Consider the following 17,693-nt stretch of genomic DNA (forward strand, 5'->3'; position numbering starts at 1 on the left):
CGCCGGGGAAAGCGAAGGAAGGCCGAAGCCCCCGATGACCTGCAAATCTTTCGATGCAGTTCTGAAATTGCCGCGCTGGAAGTGACTGGTCGGAATCGGACCTGTCCATTGCTCGCCACATTTTGAGAATCGCCCAGTAAAGACTGGCTGGTAATCGGCAACTTGCGTCGTTCCGAAAGGATCGACATAAGCTGTATCAAGAAGGGAGCGTAGTCTACCGGAAACGGGCTCTCATCTCAAACTGTGGTCATTCGTCGGTGGCTGCCAGTGCAATCGCCAGTCGCCACGGGGGTCGGCGTCGAGTCCGGGAAGATTGGCAACCGCCAACAGCCGCTCGCCCCGATACAACAGCGGCAATCGGCCGCGCAGAAAGACCGGCACGCCTTTTTCGTTGAGCAGACGCTTGAGGTCTCGCCGGCCGCGGTCGGGCACATCGAGCACTTCGCCCCCCTGCCGGTAGTGAACATGCAGACCGCCGCGCGGAATTTCCCCGAGAATGTGCAGCATGCCATTGCCCGGCAACTGCAGGGGCTGGGAAGCCAGGGACCAGTGTTGGGAGCCGACAACATCCTTGAGCCAGATGCCCGAAAGCCACCAGATACGGCCTTCAGCGCGGTGCAGTTGGCCATCAGCCAGGCGCCAGATCGGCCGCCCATCGGGGCCCGCATCGCGCAACGAATCCCAGCCAGCCCAGTGATCGCTGTCGGGCAAACGGGTCAGCGCTCCCAGCCAGTGGCGCAAGGCATTGCGCTGACGAGCGGCGGACAACCCCTCAAGGGGCGCCAGCTCCAGGGACGGCAGATCGAGCCACGGCCATGGACAGGGGCTGTCGGCTTGCGCGAGGTCGTGCAATGCCAGCTCATCGAGCAAAACCTGGGCTTCGGCCAGATGGGCAGCGCTACGGGTCATGCTCGCCATGGCGTGCGGCCAGCGCGCAGTCAGCAGCGGCAGGACATGGTTGCGAAGATAATTGCGGGAAAACCGGCTGTCCTTGTTGCTTGGATCCTCGATCCAGCTCAACCCTTGTTGCCTGGCATAGGCTTCAAGAAGCGCACGCGGCTCGTCCAGTAACGGTCTGAACAGATCGCCTTTGCCGAGTTTTCGCTGCGACGGCATCGCCGCCAGTCCTTTCACGCCCGCGCCACGCAACAAACGGAACATCAGGGTTTCAGCCTGATCGTCACGATGCTGGGCCGTCAGCAATACCTCTCCCATCTGCAACACGTCATTGAACGCGGCGTAACGCGCATCTCGGGCAGCCCGCTCAAGGCTCGCGCCCGGCAATACCTGAACGTCGATCACCTGCAACGGCACCCCCAGAATCTGGCACATCTGACGGCAATGCCCTGGCCACGAGGCCGCGACGGCCTGCAAACCGTGATGAATGTGGATTGCGCTCAAGGGAGGAATGCGCTGATGCCGCGACAGATCGGCCAGCAGGTGCAACAGGACGGTGGAATCCAGGCCACCGGAGAAGGCAATGCGCCAACCGGCTGCGTCACGCCAGGGGGACAGGCGCGACAACAGTCGACTGGATAACTCTTTCTTGATGTCCGGCTTGGTCATGCTCTGGAACCTGCTCAACCGCTGGCCGGACCTCGAAGAAAGCTTCGATCAGATACAGACTCCGATCAAACGCCGTAGCTCATCAGGCGCTCGTAACGGCGAGCCAGCAGTTCGTCGTTGTTGAACTTCTTGAGCATTGCCAACTGGCTGCTCAGTTCTTCGCGGATCGACGCTGCGGCTGCGGCCGGGTCACGGTGCGCGCCACCCAGTGGCTCGCTGATGACCTTGTCGACGATGCCCAGACCCTTCAGGCGGTCGGCAGTGATGCCCATCGCTTCAGCAGCGTCCGGCGCCTTCTCGGCAGTCTTCCACAGAATCGATGCGCAGCCTTCCGGCGAAATGACTGCATAGGTGGAGTATTGCAGCATGTTCAGTTGATCGCAGACACCGATCGCCAACGCACCGCCCGAGCCGCCTTCACCGATCACGGTGGCAATAATCGGAGTTTTCAGGCGCGCCATGACACGCAGGTTCCAGGCAATCGCTTCGCTCTGGTTGCGCTCTTCGGCGTCGATGCCCGGATAGGCGCCGGGGGTGTCGATGAAAGTCAGGATCGGCATCTTGAAGCGCTCGGCCAACTCCATCAGGCGGCACGCCTTGCGGTAGCCTTCAGGACGCGGCATGCCGAAGTTGCGACGCACCTTCTCGCGCACTTCGCGGCCTTTCTGGTGACCGATCACCATCACGGGCTGATTGTCCAGACGGGCAACACCGCCAACGATGGCAGCGTCATCGGAAAAATGGCGGTCCCCGTGCAGCTCATCGAACTCGGTGAAGATGTGTTCGATGTAATCCAGCGTATACGGACGACGCGGATGACGCGCCATGCGCGCGATCTGCCAACTGGTCAGGTTGCCGAAAATGCTTTCGGTGAGCGTATTGCTCTTCTCTTGCAGTCGAGAGATTTCGTCGCCGATGTTCAGCGAGTTGTCATTGCCTACCAGACGCAGCTCTTCAATCTTGGCTTGCAGGTCAGCAATCGGCTGTTCGAAATCCAGAAAATTCGGGTTCATAGGCATCCGTCTTGGGTCGACGGCCAAGAGGCCGGCCGGTTGATCCATAAGCGCCATACCTTAAAGGATCTGGCGGCTCAGGGTCGAGTTTAAAAGTTCTTGAAAGCAGCTTTCAACGATACTGCAGAAAGACGTTCTCTCGTCCGAACTGGTCACGCAACGCCTGAATCAGGCTGTCAGCGGGATCGATTCGCCACGCTTCGCCGAACTGCAGCAACGCGCGGGCTTCCTGCCCGGTGTAATCGAGCGTGATCGGACACGCTCCCCGGTGCTTCCTGCACAGGTCGCCCAGCCAGCGTAGACGATCGCCCTTGAGCGCCTCGCTACGCACGGTCAGACGCAAACTCTCGGCAAGGCCTGTACGAGCTTCTTCCAGGCTCATGACGCGCTTGGCTCGCAAACGCAGGCCACCTGAAAAGTCATCGGAACTGACCTCACCTTCCACCACCACCATCGCGTCCGTCTGCAGCAGCGACTGGGCTGCGTGGAACGAATCGGCGAACAGCGACGCTTCGATACGTCCGGAGCGGTCATCAAGGGTGATGAAACCCATCTTGTCGCCCTTTTTGTTCTTCATGACCCGCAACGCGATGATCAGGCCGGCAACGGTCTGAGTGTCACGCGCGGGTTTGAGATCGACGATCCGCTGCCGGGCAAAGCGTCGAATCTCACCTTCGTATTCGTCGATAGGGTGACCGGTCAGGTACAGACCAAGCGTTTCCTTCTCGCCGCGCAGCCGCTCCTTGAGAGTGACCTCCTTGGCAGTACGATGGTTCGCATAAACATCGGCGTCCGCCTCGACGAACAAGCCGCCAAACAGGTCGGCGTGGCCACTGTCGTGGCTGCGCGCAGTCTGTTCGGCGGCCTGAATCGCCTCTTCCAGAGCAGCCAGCAGCACGCCGCGGTTGCGGTCGATGTTGGCTTGATACTGTTTGGGTTCCTCGAAAAAGAACGGCCCCAGACGATCCAGCGCTCCGCTGTTGATCAGCCCGCCCAATGTGCGCTTGTTGACCCGTTTAAGGTCGATACGTGCGCAGAAATCGAACAGATCCTTGAATGGCCCCGCCTGACGCGCTTCGGTGATCGCCTCCACCGGGCCTTCGCCGACGCCCTTGATCGCGCCGAGGCCGTAAACGATACGGCCCTCGTCGTTCACCGTGAACTTGAATTCGGAGTTGTTCACGTCGGGCGCATCGAGGCGCAGCTTCATGGTCCGCACTTCCTCGATCAAGGTCACGACCTTGTCGGTGTTGTGCATATCCGCCGACAGTACCGCTGCCATGAACGGCGCAGGGTAGTGCTTCTTGAGCCAGGCGGTCTGGTACGAAACCAGACCATAGGCTGCGGAGTGAGATTTGTTGAAGCCGTAACCGGCGAATTTCTCCACCAGGTCAAAAATGTTACCCGCCAGATCAGGGTCGATATTGTTGGTCTTGCAGCCTTCGATGAAACCGCCGCGCTGCTTGGCCATCTCCTCGGGTTTTTTCTTACCCATGGCGCGGCGGAGCATGTCCGCACCGCCAAGGGTATAACCTGCCATCACCTGGGCGATCTGCATCACCTGTTCCTGGTACAGGATGATCCCGTACGTCGGTGCGAGAACAGGTTTGAGGCCTTCGTACTGGTAATCGACGTGCGGGTACGACAGCTCGGCACGACCGTGCTTACGGTTGATGAAGTCATCCACCATGCCCGATTGCAGTGGCCCCGGACGGAACAGGGCTACCAGTGCAATCAAGTCTTCGAGGCAGTCGGGCTTGAGCTTCTTGATCAGCTCTTTCATGCCGCGGGATTCAAGCTGGAAGACCGCCGTGGTTTCGGCTTTTTGCAGCAGATCGTAGGTCGGTGCGTCATCCAGCGGGATGAATGCGATATCCAGCGGCTCTTCGCCGACCTTGGCGCGGTCACGATTGATGGTCTTCATCGCCCAGTCGATGATCGTCAGCGTCCGCAATCCCAGGAAGTCGAACTTCACCAGGCCCGCTGCTTCCACGTCGTCCTTATCGAACTGGGTCACCAGACCGCTGCCTTCCTCATCGCAATAGATAGCGGCGAAATCGGTCAGTTTGGTCGGCGCGATCACCACACCACCGGCATGCTTGCCGACGTTACGCACGACGCCTTCGAGCTTGCGCGCCATCTCCCAGATTTCCGCGCCCTCTTCATCGGTCTTGAGGAAGTCGCGCAGGATTTCTTCCTGCTCGTAGGCCTTTTCCAGGGTCATGCCGACTTCGAACGGAATCATCTTGGACAGACGATCCGCCAGGCCGAAAGATTTACCCTGCGCCCGCGCCACGTCCCGAACCACCGCCTTCGCAGCCATGGAACCGAAGGTAATGATCTGACTCACCGCGTTACGGCCGTACTTGTCGGCAACGTACTCGATCACGCGGTCGCGGCCGTCCATGCAGAAGTCGACGTCGAAGTCGGGCATCGAGACCCGCTCCGGGTTGAGGAAGCGTTCGAACAGCAAGTCATACTGCAGCGGATCGAGGTCGGTGATCTTCTGCACGTAGGCCACCAGGGATCCCGCACCCGAGCCACGGCCAGGGCCAACCGGTACGCCGTTGTTCTTGGCCCACTGGATGAAGTCCATAACGATCAGGAAGTAACCTGGGAACCCCATCTGGATGATGATATCCAGCTCGAAATTCAGGCGATCGATGTAGACCTGCCGCTTTTCTTCGTAGTCAGGCGTGGTTTCCTTCGGCCACAAAACGGCCAGACGTTCTTCAAGCCCCTCGAACGAAACCTTGCGGAAGTATTCGTCGATGGTAAGTCCATCGGGGATCGGGAAGTTGGGCAGAAAGTGAGTGCCCAGTTTGACTTCGATGTTGCAGCGTCTGGCGATCTCGACGGTGTTGGCCAAGGCATCGGGCAGGTCACTGAAGAGCTCGGCCATTTCTTCGGCGCTTTTCAGGTACTGCTGATCGCTGTAGTTATGGGAGCGACGCGGGTCGTCCAGCGCTCGGCCTTCGCCGATGCACACGCGGGTTTCGTGAGCTTCGAAATCTTCCTGCTTGATGAAGCGCACGTCGTTGGTCGCGACGAGCGGCGCGCCGTGGCGATCGGCCAACGCAACGGCTGCGTGCAGGTGCTCTTCGTCGTTGATGCGGCTGGTGCGCTGGACCTCGACGTAAAAACGGTCCGGAAATACGCCCATCCATTCTTTGAGCAGCTCATCGGCCTCGGCTGGATTGCCGCCCAGCAGGGCCATACCGATCTCGCCTTCTTTGGCCGCCGACAAGGCAATAAGCCCTTCGCTGGCCTCAGCAACCCACTCACGCTCGATGACGACCTGGCCATTGCGCTGGCCCTCCATGAAGCCGCGGGAGATCAGCTCGGTGAGGTTCAGATAGCCTTTAGGGTTCATCACCAGCAGGCTCATGCGGCTGAGTGGCGCATCGCGATCGCGTCCTGCCAGCCAGATGTCCGCCCCACAGATCGGCTTGATGCCGGCGCCCATGGACGCTTTATAGAATTTCACCAGCGAACACAGGTTGTGCTGATCGGTCACCGCCACTGCGGGCATGTTAATGCCCGCCAGCGCCTTGACCAGCGGCTTGACCCGGACCAGGCCGTCAACCAGCGAGTATTCGGTGTGCAGGCGTAGATGAACGAAAGAAGCCGGCATGGGTGATCCTATAGCGCACAGAAAACGAAGGCCGGATTGTACCGGCCTCTCATGAAAACATCAGCCCGAGATCAGTTGAGCGGCAGCGACGTGAAGGACGTGGAAATCATCATTTCACGCGCCTGGTACGCTGCACGCACAGGCGCGAAGGATCGACGGTGAATCGGCGTTGGCCCCAACCGGGCGAGCGCCTCCAGATGCACAGGCGTCGGATAGCCTTTATGACCGCCGATGCCATAGCCGGGATAGATCAGTTCCATCGCCGCCATCTCGCGATCTCGGCTGACTTTCGCCAGAATCGACGCGGCCGCAATGGCCGGCACCTGCGCATCCCCCTGAATTACCGGGGCGCTGGGCACCGACAACTGAGGACAGCGGTTGCCGTCGATCAACGCGAGTTTGGGCGTAATGAGCAAACCTTCCACCGCACGTTTCATGGCCAGCATGGTGGCGTGCAAGATGTTCAGTTCGTCGATCTCTTCTACTTCCGCCCGCGCGATATGCCAGCACAGGGCCTTTTCGCAAATTTCGTCGAACAGCTTCTCGCGCTTGGCTTCAGTAAGCTTTTTCGAATCGTTAAGACCCAGAATGGGGCGTTTCGGGTCGAGGATCACAGCTGCGGTCACCACGGCACCACACAGCGGACCGCGACCCACTTCGTCGACACCGGCGACCAGATCCTCGACCAGATTGAAGTCCAGACCCATTTGCATTGATTGCGTACTCATCGTGAAGGCGACGCACCGATCAGGCTCAGAACCGCTTCGGCCGCCTGATTGGATGCATCGCGACGCAAGGTTCGGTGAATTTCATCGAAGCCGGCAGTTTGTTCCGCGCCATTGTCCAGCAGTGGCAGCAGAGTATCGGCCAGGGCCTCGGCGGTCGCCGCATCCTGCAGAAGCTCAGGGACCAGCAAACGCTGGGCCAACAGGTTCGGCAACGACACGTACGGACTCTTCACCATCCGCTTGAGTATCCAGTAGGTCAGCGGCGCCAGACGATAGGCAACCACCATCGGTCGTTTGTAGAGCAAGGCTTCCAGCGTGGCCGTGCCCGACGCGATCAAGACTGCATCGCAGGCCGCCAGTGCGACATGAGAGCGGCCGTCGAGCAGCGTCAGTGGCAGCTCGCGCCCCTGCAATAACTGTTCGATCTGCACGCGACGTTGCGGGCTGGCGCACGGCAACACGAAACGGATGTTCGGGCGCTGGGCCAGCAGCCGTTGCGCAGCATCGAAGAACAGCGCGCCAAGGCGTCCGACTTCACCGCCGCGACTGCCAGGCATCAGCGCCACGACCGGCTCTTCGCCCAAACCCAGCTCGGCACGGGCCGCCATGCGGTCAGCTTCAAGAGGAATGGTGTCAGCCAATGGATGCCCGACGAAACGCACCGGCACACCCTTCTCTTCGTAGAACCGCGCCTCGAACGGCAGCAGTGTGAGCATCAGATCGCAGCCTTCGCGAATCTTCAGTACACGCTTCTGGCGCCACGCCCAGACGGAGGGGCTGACGTAGTGAACGGTCTTGATCCCGGCCTGGCGCAGTTTGAGTTCGATATTGAGGGTGAAATCAGGGGCATCGATGCCGATGAACACATCGGGCTTCTCATCGATCAAGGTCTGGATCAACAACTTGCGTCGCGCCAGCAGTTCCTTGAGACGCCCAAGTACTTCCACCAGGCCCATGACCGACAAGCGCTCCATAGGGAAATAGGAGCACATACCCTCGGCTTCCATGAGCGGACCGCCGACGCCGATGAACTGCGCGTCAGGATGGCGGGCCCTGATGGCGCGCATCAGGCCGGAGCCCAGGATGTCGCCGGAAGCTTCTCCGGCGACCAGCGCTATACGCAAGGCACTCATGGTTAGCGGGTGATGCCGCGGGTCGAGTTCTGGATGGAATCAAGGAACAGAGCGACTTCCGGGAACTGTGCAGCAGGTTCGGCCAGCTCGACCACCGCCTGCTCGACCGTGAGTCCCTGACGGTAGACCGTCTTGTAGGCACGACGCAGCGCGTGGATCGCATCATCCGAAAAACCGCGACGACGCATGCCCTCGAAATTCATGCTCCGGGCTTCAGCCGGGTTGCCAAAAACGGTAACGAACGCCGGGACGTCCTTGCCGATCGCAGTACCCATGCCTGAAAAGCTGTGGGCGCCAATGTGGCAGTACTGATGAACGAGGGTGAAACCCGACAGAATCGCCCAGTCAGCCACATGAACATGGCCGGCCAGAGCAGTGTTGTTCACCAGAATGCAGTGATTGCCAATGACGCTGTCGTGCCCGATGTGGGCGTAGGCCATGATGAGGTTGTTGTCACCAATCGTGGTCTCGGCACGGTCCTGAATGGTGCCACGGTGAATCGTGACGCCTTCACGGATCACGTTGTTATCACCGATGACCAGACGCGTGGCCTCACCTTTGTATTTCAGGTCAGGCGTGTCCTCACCCACCGATGAAAACTGGTAGATGTGATTGTTTCTGCCGATCTTGGTCGGGCCGCGCAAAATCACGTGCGGACCAATGACCGTACCCTCGCCGATTTCCACACCGGGCCCGACGATCGACCACGGGCCGACCTCCACATTGTCAGCCAGGATGGCTGTCGGATCGATGATTGCGCGAGAGTCAATCAAACTCATAGTTTACGTTCCGCACAGATGATTTCTGCGGAGCAGACCGGCTTGCCGTCTACCGAGGCCTGGCATTCGAACTTCCAGATCTGACGCTTGCAGCTGATGAATTTCGCCTCAAGGATCAGTTGGTCGCCCGGCAGCACTGGCTGACGGAAGCGCAGCTTGTCGGAGCCCACGAAGTAATACAGAGTGCCGTCAGCAGGCTTCACGTCAAGCATTTTGAAGCCAAGGATGCCGGCGGCTTGCGCCATGGCTTCGATGATCAGCACGCCTGGCATGATTGGATGCGCAGGAAAATGGCCGTTGAAAAAGGGCTCATTGATGCTGACATTCTTGTAGGCACGAATGCTCTTATTCTCAACATCCAACTCCACCACACGGTCCACGAGCAGGAACGGGTAGCGGTGGGGCAGATATTCGCGAATTTCGTTGATGTCCATCATTTCGAGAGGAAGCCTGTAGTAAAGATTGGGAGTGCGCGACGAATGCGCAGCACTCCTCTAGCAAATCAAGGAGGCAGTTTATCGGCTTTGCACACTTGATAAGAAAAAAGTATCAGCCATCAGATGACGCTTTACCGCCTGAGGTCACTGCCTCGACAATCTTTTCTAGCTGCTGCAGCCGCCGAGCCATGTCATCGAGCTGGCGTATACGCGCCGCACTCTTGCGCCATTCGGCCGCGGGCTGCATTGCAGTCCCTGAAGAATAGGAACCAGGCTCGGTAATCGAACGGGTCACCATGGTCATGCCGGTGATGAACACGCCATCACAGATTTCGATGTGCCCTACCAGGCCGACCCCGCCTGCAAGCATGCAATGCTTGCCAATCCTGGCGCTGCCGGAGATGCCTACGCAGGCTGCCATGGCGGTGTGATCTCCCACCTGCACGTTGTGCGCGATCTGGATCTGGTTATCGAGTTTTACGCCGTTACCAATACGGGTGTCGTCCATGGCACCGCGGTCGATGGCGGTGTTCACACCAATTTCCACATCGTCGCCAATCGTCACGCCACCGATCTGAGCGATTTTCTGCCAGACACCCTTCTCGTTGGCGAAGCCGAAGCCTTCACCGCCGAGCACTGCCCCGGACTGAATCACAACACGCTGCCCGATCCGGACGTCGTGATAAAGCGTTACGCGAGGAGCAAGCCAGCCGCCCTCGCCGATCACGCTGCGTGCGCCAATGAAGCAATGAGCCCCGATGGTCACGCCTGCGGCGATCCGCGCCCCGCTCTCGATTACCGCATACGCGCCAACGCTGGCGGCAGGGTCGACGAAAGCGTCCTCGGCCACAACGGCAGTCGGATGAACGCCTGCAGCGGACTTGGGTTTGGGGTCAAACAGATGGGAAATGCGGGCGTAGGCCAGGTAGGGGTCTGCGACCAGCAGGGCATCTCCCGCGTAACCGTCCGCGTCTGCTGGCTTGAGCAGCACGGCAGCGGCATGGGTGTTCGCGAGAAACTTTCGATACTGGGGATTGGCCAGAAAGCTGACCTGACCTGGACCCGCTTCCTGCAAGGTAGCGAGTCCGGTGATTTCCTTGTCCTGCGGGCCACGAAGCGTGGCACCCAGGAACTCGGCCAGGTGACCGAGTGTGATAGTCGCAGTCATGAAGTTACTTCAGCTGGTTCATGCGCTCGATGACCTGGCGAGTAACGTCATACTGTGGCTTGACGTCAATCACGGCACCGCGCTCGAAGACCAGATCGTAACCGCCTTTCTTGATCACTTCCTCAACGGCCGAGTCCAGCTTCGGCTTCAGTTGCTTGAGCATCTCGCGGTCAGCAACGGCCTTGGCTTCGTTCAGCTCCTTGGACTGGAACTGGAAGTCACGGGCTTTCTGTTTGAAGTCCAGTTCCAGCTTCTCGCGCTCAGGCTGAGCCATCTTGTCGCCACCGGCTACCAGGCGATCCTGAATCCCTTTGGCGCTGCTTTCCAGAGCCTTGAGCTTGGTCAGTTGGGGACCGAACTTCTTCTCGGCGTCGACTGCGTACTTCTTGGCAGCGTCCGATTCGAGCAATGCCATCTGGTAGTTCAGAACGGCGATTTTCATGTCAGCAAATGCCGGGCCTGCGATCAGAACCGTGGCCAGCAATGCCAATTGGGTCAACTTGCGCACAATGTAACTCCTACAAATCCGTTGTCGTTATCAGTGATCAGACCCTTAGAAGGTCTGACCGAGAGAGAATTGGAAGACCTGGGTTTCGGTATCGTTGTCTGGTTTCTTCACCGGCATCGCCAACGCGAAGCTCAGCGGGCCCAATGCAGTGATCCAGGTCACGCCGACACCGACGGAACTTGCCAGACCCGAGAGCTCAGGGCCGTTGCACTGGATCTTCTCACCACTGAGGGAGGTCTTGGCATTGTCGCAGTTGGTGTTGAAAACGTTACCGACGTCCCAGAACAAGGAGGTACGCAGCGAGCGCTGATCCTTGATGAACGGCAGCGGGAACAGAATCTCGGCACCACCGGTGATCAACACGTTACCACCGAACGGCAGCGGATCCTGATCCGGGTCAGCCAGGGTTCCCGGGCGGCCACCCGGGTTACCCTCACCACGGCTAGGCGTACTGCGAGGGCCCAGCGTGCTGTCCTTGAAGCCACGCACCGAGTTGAAACCACCGGCGTAGTAGTTCTCGTAGAACGGCAGACCGGAGGTCGAACCGTAACCGTCACCGTAGCCCAGCTCGGAGTGCAGACGCAGCGTGGTGTTACTGGTAATCGGGTGGAACAACTGGCCGCGGTAGTCGAGTTTGTAGAACGACAGATCACTGCCAGGAATCGTGGTTTCCAGCGTCAGGCTCTGGGAGTGACCACGGGTTGGCAGCGTACCTTTGTTCAGGGTCGACTCGGACCAGCCAACGGACGCCTTGAAGTTGGTGAAGCTGTCGCCTTCCTTGTCGATGAAGTCGAAAATTTCATCGACGGTATAGGTCCCTGTGCTCAATTCGTCTTGCTGCACAGACAGACCGAAGTTCAGGCGCGAGGTCTCGCTGATCGGGTAGCCCATGTTGATACCGGCGCCCAGACTGTCCACCGAGTAGCTTGCCACGTCAACGTCGAGGTCGTCGTAGTTGGTCTTGCGGTAGAAAGCGCTGTAGCCGAGGCTCACACCGTCTGGCGTGAAGTACGGATCGACATAGCTGAAGTTGTAGCGGGTCTGGTATTCACTCTTGGTCAGACCGATGCTGACCTTGTTACCAGTACCCAGGAAGTTGTTCTGGCTGATGGAACCGCCGAGGATCAGACCGGCGCTCTGTGCGAAACCGACGCTGGCGGTGATCGAGCCGGATGCCTGCTCTTCCACGGCATAGTTGACGTCGACCTGATCGTCGGTGCCCGGCACCGCAGGTGTTTCGACGTTCACTTCCTTGAAGAAGCCCAGACGGTCCAGACGGGTCTTGGACTGGTCGATCAGATAAGTGGAAGCCCAACCGCCCTCCATCTGACGCATCTCGCGACGCAGCACTTCGTCCGCGGTCTTGGTGTTGCCACGGAAGTTGATGCGGTTGACGTAGGCACGTTTGCCCGGATCGACAGCGAACAGGATGTCTACGGTGTGATCTTCATCGTTCGGGGTGGGCACGCCGTTGACGTTAGCGAAGGTATAGCCCTCGTTACCCAGACGACGGGTGATCAGCTCGGACGTGGTGGTCATGACCTTGCGCGAGAAAATCTGACCAGGCTTGACCAGCAGCAGCGACTTGATCTGATCTTCAGGGACCTTGAGGTCACCAGTCAGCTTGACCGACTTGACGCTGTACTTCTCGCCTTCATGGATGTTGACGGTGATGTACACGCTTTTCTTGTCAGGCGTGATGGACACCTGGGTCGAGGCGATATCCATGTTGATATAGCCGCGATCAAGGTAATACGAACGCAGACGTTCCAGGTCGCCGGAGAGTTTCTCGCGGGCGTACTTGTCGTCGTTCTTGAAGAAGGAGAGCCAGTTGGTGGTCTTCAGTTCGAAGAGGTCTACCAGATCCTGCTCGGGGAACACCGAGTTACCCACCACGTTGATGTGCTGGATCGCGGCAACCGCGCCTTCATTGATGTTGATCTTCAGGCCCACGCGGTTACGCGGCTGTGGAACGACTTCAGTGGCGACTTCCGCCGAATAGCGGCCTTGAGCGACGTACTGACGCTGCAGCTCGTTACGAACGCCTTCCAGGGTTGCACGCTGGAAAATCTCGCCTTCTGCCAGCCCCGACTGCTTGAGACCTTTCATCAGGTCTTCAGTGGTGATCGCCTTGTTACCTTCGATCTCGATGCTCGAAACAGACGGGCGCTCGACCACAGAGATGACCAGAACATTACCGTCACGGCCCAGCTGGATATCCTGGAAGAATCCGGTTTTGAACAGCGCGCGAGTGGCGTCGACAAGACGCGCGTCATCGGCCTGTTCACCCACGTTCAACGGCAGCGCACCAAAGACGCTGCCGGCGGACACCCGCTGCAGGCCGTTGACACGGATATCGGAGATAGTGAAGGACTCGGCGTGAACTTCGGCGATCATCAGTACGGCAAGAACCGCAGTTAGCAGCAGACGTTTCATGAAGTCCTTTCTTATTCCAACTGGCAATAAACAAACTGCCGCAAAATGCGGCAGATTCACAATTCAGCGTAGCTTTTACAGTCGTCCCAGATCGTTGACCAGTGCGAGCAACATGACTCCGACCACCAGACTTATCCCGATCTGAACCCCCCAGCCCTGTACCTTTTCCGACAGCGGACGACCACGCGCCCACTCGATCAGATAAAACAGCAAGTGCCCCCCGTCCAACACTGGAATGGGCAGCAAATTGAGAACCCCCAGGCTTATGCTCAGATAAGCAAGGAAATTCAAGAAGTCACCTACACCTGACTGGGCCGAAGCGCCCGCCACTTTAGCAATGGTTATCGGTCCGCTCAAGTTTTTTACCGAGAGCTCGCCGAACAACATTTTCTTCAGCGAATCGAAGGTCAGCACGCTCATGGTCCATGTGCGTCGTGCCCCCTCTCCCACGGCGGCCAGCGGGCCATAACTGACTTCGCGAAGCATTTCAGGTGGCCAGTCGACACCTTTTACGCCTGCACCCAGATACCCGGTGGCAGCCTTCCCTTCACCCTTGGCAATCAAGGTAACGGGCACATCGATCGTCGCACCGTCACGCTCGACACTCAGGGAAATCTTTGCATCAGGACGGACACGAACCGAATCCACCACCTGCTGCCAGTCATTGAGCGGCTGCCCATCAAGGGCCAACAGCCGATCGCCCGCTTTCAGGCCCGCAGCCTGTGCTGGCCCCTTCGGATCGAGCTCAGCAAGAACAGGCGGTAACGCGGGGCGCCAGGGGCGAATGCCCAGCGAACGGATCGGATCAGGCTCATCCGCGCCCTTGAGCCAGTTATCTAGCGCCAGCGAGCGCGGCGTTTCGACGTCCGAGCCTTGCTCGCGCACCTTTAATGCAATGGTGCCGCTTTCACCCAGTCGACGCACGAGCTGAAGATTGACGGCAGCCCAGCCGGTAGTGGATTCACCATCGACCGATACGATTTCCTGGCCGGAAGTCAGGCCCGCCTTTTCGGCAATACTGCCCGCCTCGACGCCGCCAATGACGGGGCGCACTTGCTGGCTGCCCAACATGGCAAGTATCCAGAAAAATACAATGGCCAGCAAAAAGTTGGCGACGGGCCCTGCAATAACGATAGCGATGCGCTGATAAACCGACTTGCGGTTGAAGGACTCATGCGCCAACTCCGCGGGCACGTCACCCTCGCGCTCGTCGAGCATTTTCACGTAGCCACCCAGCGGAATGGCGGCGACCACATACTCTGTGCCCTTGCGATCCGTCCAGCGCAACAACGGCATACCGAAGCCGACCGAGAACCGCAAAACCTTGACGCCACAACGCCTGGCCACCCAGAAGTGACCGAACTCGTGAAAGGTCACCAGCACACCCAGGGCAATCAGGGTGCCGACAATCATATAAAGCGCACTCATCGCTGTTCTCCGGGTACCGATTCTGCGTTGTGGGCAGGTGAAGAACGCCGCTTCGCCCACATCGATGTATCTCTGCTTCCTGGCATTTTCCGCTTAACGCCCATTTCGGCTGAGCCATTGCTCAGCCAGCGCGCGCGCCCTGGTATCAACCTCAAAGACCGTTTCCAGCTCGCCTACCGCGACCACGGGCTGCCGGTTCAACACCTCGTCGATCATACTCGCGATCTCCGGATAACGAATACGCCGATCCAGAAACGCCGCGACCGCAACCTCGTTGGCCGCGTTGAGCACAGCCGGCGCACTGTCGCCGGTTTCCGCAGCTTGCCGCGCCAGACGCAGGCAAGGGAAGCGCAATTCGTCTGGAGCCTGGAAATCCAGGCGCGCAATACTGAACAGGTCCAGCGGCGCAACGCCCGAATCGATCCGCTCTGGCCAGGCCAGCGCATGAGCGATAGGCGTCCGCATATCCGGATTGCCCAACTGTGCCAGCACCGAACCATCGACATAATCGACCATCGAGTGAATCACACTCTGCGGATGGACCACCACCTCGATACGGGACGGCGGCGCGTCGAACAGCCAGCAGGCCTCGATCAGTTCAAGGCCCTTGTTCATCATGCTGGCCGAGTCCACGGAAATCTTGCGCCCCATGGACCAGTTGGGATGAGCGCAGGCCTGTTCGGGGGACACATGCTCCAGGTCCGCCATCGGCGTCTCGCGAAACGGCCCACCCGAAGCCGTCAGCAATATCCGCCGTACGCCGACTTGAGTCAGACCGTTGGCGTAGTGACCAGGCAAGCACTGAAAGATCGCGTTGTGCTCGCTGTCCAGCGGAAGCAGCACCGTCCCGCTGCGACGAACGGCCTGCATGAACAGGGCACCCGACATGACCAGGGCTTCCTTGTTGGCCAGCAGGACCTTCTTGCCCGCCTCCACCGCAGCCAGGGTCGGTCGCAGACCGGCAGCACCGACGATGGCAGCGAGCACGGTATCGACCTGTGGGTGCGCGCTGACTTCGCAAAGACCGCCCTCCCCCACCAGAACGCGGGTGTCGAGACCGGCAGCGCGCAGGTCATCCTGCAACTGACGCGCTGCGACCGTTGTAGGCACAACGGCGTACTGCGGGGTGTGACGCACACACAGCGCCAACAACTCGGCCAGGCGAGTAAAGCCGGTCAAGGCAAAGACCTGATAGCGCGAAGGATGACGCCCGATAACGTCCAGCGTGCTCAGGCCAACCGAACCGGTAGCGCCCAGAACGGTAATCTGTTGAGGCTTACTCACATCACGCCCCAGTCTTTTGCAGCCCACAGCAGCAAAGCGAAAACCGGAATCGCAGCCGTCAGACTGTCGATGCGATCAAGCACGCCACCATGACCGGGCAGCAGGTTGCTGCTGTCCTTTACCCCGGATTTGCGCTTGAACATGCTCTCGGTGAGGTCGCCCACCACGGAAATCAGTACCACGATCGCGGCGCAGATCAGCGCAAAAAGAATTTCACCGAAGGACCAGCCGCGATACGCACCCACTGCCGCAGTTATCAGCAGACAGGTCGCCAGACCGCCATACAACCCTTCCCAGCTCTTGCCCGGACTGACTTTAGGGGCCAGCTTGCGTTTGCCGAACGCCTTGCCGGAAAAATAAGCGCCGATATCTGCACCCCACACCAGGATCATCACGGCCAGAATCAGCCAGTTACCCGATGGAGACAGCTTGATCAGCACCAGCCCTTGCCAGGCCGGGAGCAGGATCAGAAGGCCGATCGCCAGCTTATAAATGACGCTGGACCAGTGTTCACTGGACTCCGGATACGTCAAAACCAGCCAGGTCGCCGTCAGCCACCAGATCAGGGCCGCCACCAGAACCCACGGTGCAAGACCCGGCAACAGATAAAGCAGAAACAGCAGTACGGCGACAACGACCGCGTAGAACACGCGAACAGACTGGGCCTCAAGCCCCGCCAGACGCGCCCACTCCCACGCTCCCAGCGCAACCACCGCCCCAATGAACAGCGCGAAGCTGCCACCCTCGAGCAGGAAGAAGCCGCAGAGAGCAAGCGGCGCCAGGATCAGCGCTGTGATGATTCGTTGTTTGAGCATTAAGCACGGGCTCCAGCTTCTACCTGCTCGCTGGTTTTCCCGAAGCGGCGTTGGCGCGAAGCGAAATCGGCCAGCGCATTGCGCATGGCATCGTGTTTGAAGTCCGGCCAGAACAGGTCGGAGAAGTACAGCTCGGCATAAGCCAGCTGCCACAGCAGGAAATTGCTGATGCGATGCTCGCCACCGGTCCGGATACACAAATCAGGCAAAGGCAGATCGCCTGTTGCCAGACAGGTCTGCAGCAACTCCGGAGTGATGTCGTCAGGACGCAGATGCCCGGCCTGAACTTCACGGGCGAGCCGCTGCGCAGCCTGAGCGATATCCCACTGACCACCGTAGTTGGCGGCGATTTGCAGAACAAAGCGGCTGTTACCGGCAGTCTGTGCTTCCGCCTCGCGAATCGCAGCCTGCAGCTCGGGATGAAACCGGGACCGATCACCGATAATCCGCAGGCTGATGCCATTCTCGTTCAGCCGCTTGGTCTCGCGGCGCAGGGCGGTAAAGAACAACTCCATCAACGCCCCGACCTCTTCGGCGGGACGCTGCCAGTTCTCACTGGAGAAGGCGAACAGCGTCAGCACCTCGACCTTGGCCTCGGCGCATACCTCAATGACCGCCCGAACAGCATCCACGCCAGCCTTGTGACCCGCCACACCCGGCAACAGACGCTTTTTTGCCCAGCGATTGTTCCCATCCATGATGATCGCGACATGACGCGGTACCGACGACGGCACAGCCAGCTTTGTCTTTTCCATGAAAGCTTC

General features: G+C 59.4%; 14 protein-coding genes. All 14 read right to left on the bottom strand.

Annotated features, from left to right (window positions below; genetic code table 11):
* Nucleotides 1-231: 231 nt before the first annotated feature.
* The 14 genes from tilS to uppS all read right to left on the bottom strand — a co-directional run bounded on the left by tilS (nucleotide 232) and on the right by uppS (nucleotide 17,684).
* Nucleotides 232-1,566, bottom strand: a complete 1,335-nt coding sequence (tilS, locus tag D3M70_RS09555) for a tRNA lysidine(34) synthetase TilS (RefSeq protein ID WP_120125527.1) — start codon at nucleotides 1,564-1,566, stop codon at nucleotides 232-234.
* A 65-nt stretch (nucleotides 1,567-1,631) separates the two neighbouring features.
* Nucleotides 1,632-2,579 carry an acetyl-CoA carboxylase carboxyl transferase subunit alpha gene (gene accA / locus D3M70_RS09560; protein ID WP_120125528.1) on the bottom strand — a complete coding sequence of 316 codons (948 nt, stop codon included), beginning with the start codon at nucleotides 2,577-2,579 and terminating at the stop codon, nucleotides 1,632-1,634.
* Between the two features lie 112 nt (nucleotides 2,580-2,691).
* Nucleotides 2,692-6,213: a DNA polymerase III subunit alpha gene (gene dnaE, locus D3M70_RS09565; RefSeq protein ID WP_120125529.1), complete on the bottom strand. Its 3,522-nt coding sequence runs from the start codon at nucleotides 6,211-6,213 to the stop codon at nucleotides 2,692-2,694.
* A gap of 71 nt (nucleotides 6,214-6,284) precedes the next feature.
* The gene (rnhB, locus tag D3M70_RS09570; RefSeq protein WP_120125530.1) at nucleotides 6,285-6,926 is read right to left on the bottom strand and encodes a ribonuclease HII; all 642 of its coding nucleotides are present in this window, start codon (nucleotides 6,924-6,926) and stop codon (nucleotides 6,285-6,287) included.
* A gap of 11 nt (nucleotides 6,927-6,937) precedes the next feature.
* Nucleotides 6,938-8,074, bottom strand: a complete 1,137-nt coding sequence (lpxB, locus tag D3M70_RS09575) for a lipid-A-disaccharide synthase (protein WP_120125531.1) — start codon at nucleotides 8,072-8,074, stop codon at nucleotides 6,938-6,940.
* 2 nt (nucleotides 8,075-8,076) lie between these two features.
* Nucleotides 8,077-8,853, bottom strand: coding sequence for an acyl-ACP--UDP-N-acetylglucosamine O-acyltransferase (gene lpxA / locus D3M70_RS09580; RefSeq protein ID WP_120125532.1), 777 nt, complete (start codon nucleotides 8,851-8,853; stop codon nucleotides 8,077-8,079).
* On the bottom strand, nucleotides 8,850-9,290 hold the full coding sequence (gene fabZ, locus D3M70_RS09585; protein WP_120125533.1) for a 3-hydroxyacyl-ACP dehydratase FabZ: 441 nt from the start codon (nucleotides 9,288-9,290) through the stop codon (nucleotides 8,850-8,852). Before fabZ ends, lpxA begins: the two co-directional genes overlap by 4 nt.
* Nucleotides 9,291-9,402: 112 nt before the next feature.
* Entirely contained in the window at nucleotides 9,403-10,458 is a 1,056-nt protein-coding gene (lpxD, locus tag D3M70_RS09590; RefSeq protein WP_120125534.1) for a UDP-3-O-(3-hydroxymyristoyl)glucosamine N-acyltransferase, read from the bottom strand.
* 4 nt (nucleotides 10,459-10,462) lie between these two features.
* Nucleotides 10,463-10,966, bottom strand: a complete 504-nt coding sequence (locus tag D3M70_RS09595) for an OmpH family outer membrane protein (protein WP_062383122.1) — start codon at nucleotides 10,964-10,966, stop codon at nucleotides 10,463-10,465.
* A gap of 45 nt (nucleotides 10,967-11,011) precedes the next feature.
* A complete protein-coding gene (gene bamA / locus D3M70_RS09600; protein WP_120125535.1) occupies nucleotides 11,012-13,402 on the bottom strand; it encodes an outer membrane protein assembly factor BamA in 2,391 nt (796 codons plus the stop codon).
* A gap of 75 nt (nucleotides 13,403-13,477) precedes the next feature.
* Nucleotides 13,478-14,830, bottom strand: coding sequence for a sigma E protease regulator RseP (rseP, locus tag D3M70_RS09605; protein ID WP_120125536.1), 1,353 nt, complete (start codon nucleotides 14,828-14,830; stop codon nucleotides 13,478-13,480).
* Between the two features lie 93 nt (nucleotides 14,831-14,923).
* Nucleotides 14,924-16,114, bottom strand: coding sequence for a 1-deoxy-D-xylulose-5-phosphate reductoisomerase (ispC, locus tag D3M70_RS09610; protein ID WP_120125537.1), 1,191 nt, complete (start codon nucleotides 16,112-16,114; stop codon nucleotides 14,924-14,926).
* Nucleotides 16,111-16,929 (bottom strand): phosphatidate cytidylyltransferase, encoded by an 819-nt coding sequence (locus D3M70_RS09615; protein WP_120125538.1) that lies wholly within the window; start codon nucleotides 16,927-16,929, stop codon nucleotides 16,111-16,113. Before D3M70_RS09615 ends, ispC begins: the two co-directional genes overlap by 4 nt.
* The gene (gene uppS, locus D3M70_RS09620) at nucleotides 16,929-17,684 is read right to left on the bottom strand and encodes a polyprenyl diphosphate synthase (RefSeq protein ID WP_120125539.1); all 756 of its coding nucleotides are present in this window, start codon (nucleotides 17,682-17,684) and stop codon (nucleotides 16,929-16,931) included. Before uppS ends, D3M70_RS09615 begins: the two co-directional genes overlap by 1 nt.
* Nucleotides 17,685-17,693: the final 9 nt, after the last annotated feature.

It is taken from the genome of Pseudomonas sp. LS-2 (assembly GCF_003605735.1).
GTDB lineage: Bacteria > Pseudomonadota > Gammaproteobacteria > Pseudomonadales > Pseudomonadaceae > Aquipseudomonas.

Excerpts from the sequence above, each read along its gene's own strand:
- uppS (WP_120125539.1), bottom strand. The coding sequence starts at position 17,684 with ATGGAAAAGACAAAGCTGGCTGTGCCGTCGTCGGTACCGCGTCATGTC.
- bamA (WP_120125535.1), bottom strand. The coding sequence starts at position 13,402 with ATGAAACGTCTGCTGCTAACTGCGGTTCTTGCCGTACTGATGATCGCC.
- lpxD (WP_120125534.1), bottom strand. The coding sequence starts at position 10,458 with ATGACTGCGACTATCACACTCGGTCACCTGGCCGAGTTCCTGGGTGCC.
- rseP (WP_120125536.1), bottom strand. The coding sequence starts at position 14,830 with ATGAGTGCGCTTTATATGATTGTCGGCACCCTGATTGCCCTGGGTGTG.
- lpxB (WP_120125531.1), bottom strand. The coding sequence starts at position 8,074 with ATGAGTGCCTTGCGTATAGCGCTGGTCGCCGGAGAAGCTTCCGGCGAC.
- tilS (WP_120125527.1), bottom strand. The coding sequence starts at position 1,566 with ATGACCAAGCCGGACATCAAGAAAGAGTTATCCAGTCGACTGTTGTCG.
- dnaE (WP_120125529.1), bottom strand. The coding sequence starts at position 6,213 with ATGCCGGCTTCTTTCGTTCATCTACGCCTGCACACCGAATACTCGCTG.
- accA (WP_120125528.1), bottom strand. The coding sequence starts at position 2,579 with ATGAACCCGAATTTTCTGGATTTCGAACAGCCGATTGCTGACCTGCAA.
- fabZ (WP_120125533.1), bottom strand. The coding sequence starts at position 9,290 with ATGATGGACATCAACGAAATTCGCGAATATCTGCCCCACCGCTACCCG.
- lpxA (WP_120125532.1), bottom strand. The coding sequence starts at position 8,853 with ATGAGTTTGATTGACTCTCGCGCAATCATCGATCCGACAGCCATCCTG.
- rnhB (WP_120125530.1), bottom strand. The coding sequence starts at position 6,926 with ATGCAAATGGGTCTGGACTTCAATCTGGTCGAGGATCTGGTCGCCGGT.
- D3M70_RS09615 (WP_120125538.1), bottom strand. The coding sequence starts at position 16,929 with ATGCTCAAACAACGAATCATCACAGCGCTGATCCTGGCGCCGCTTGCT.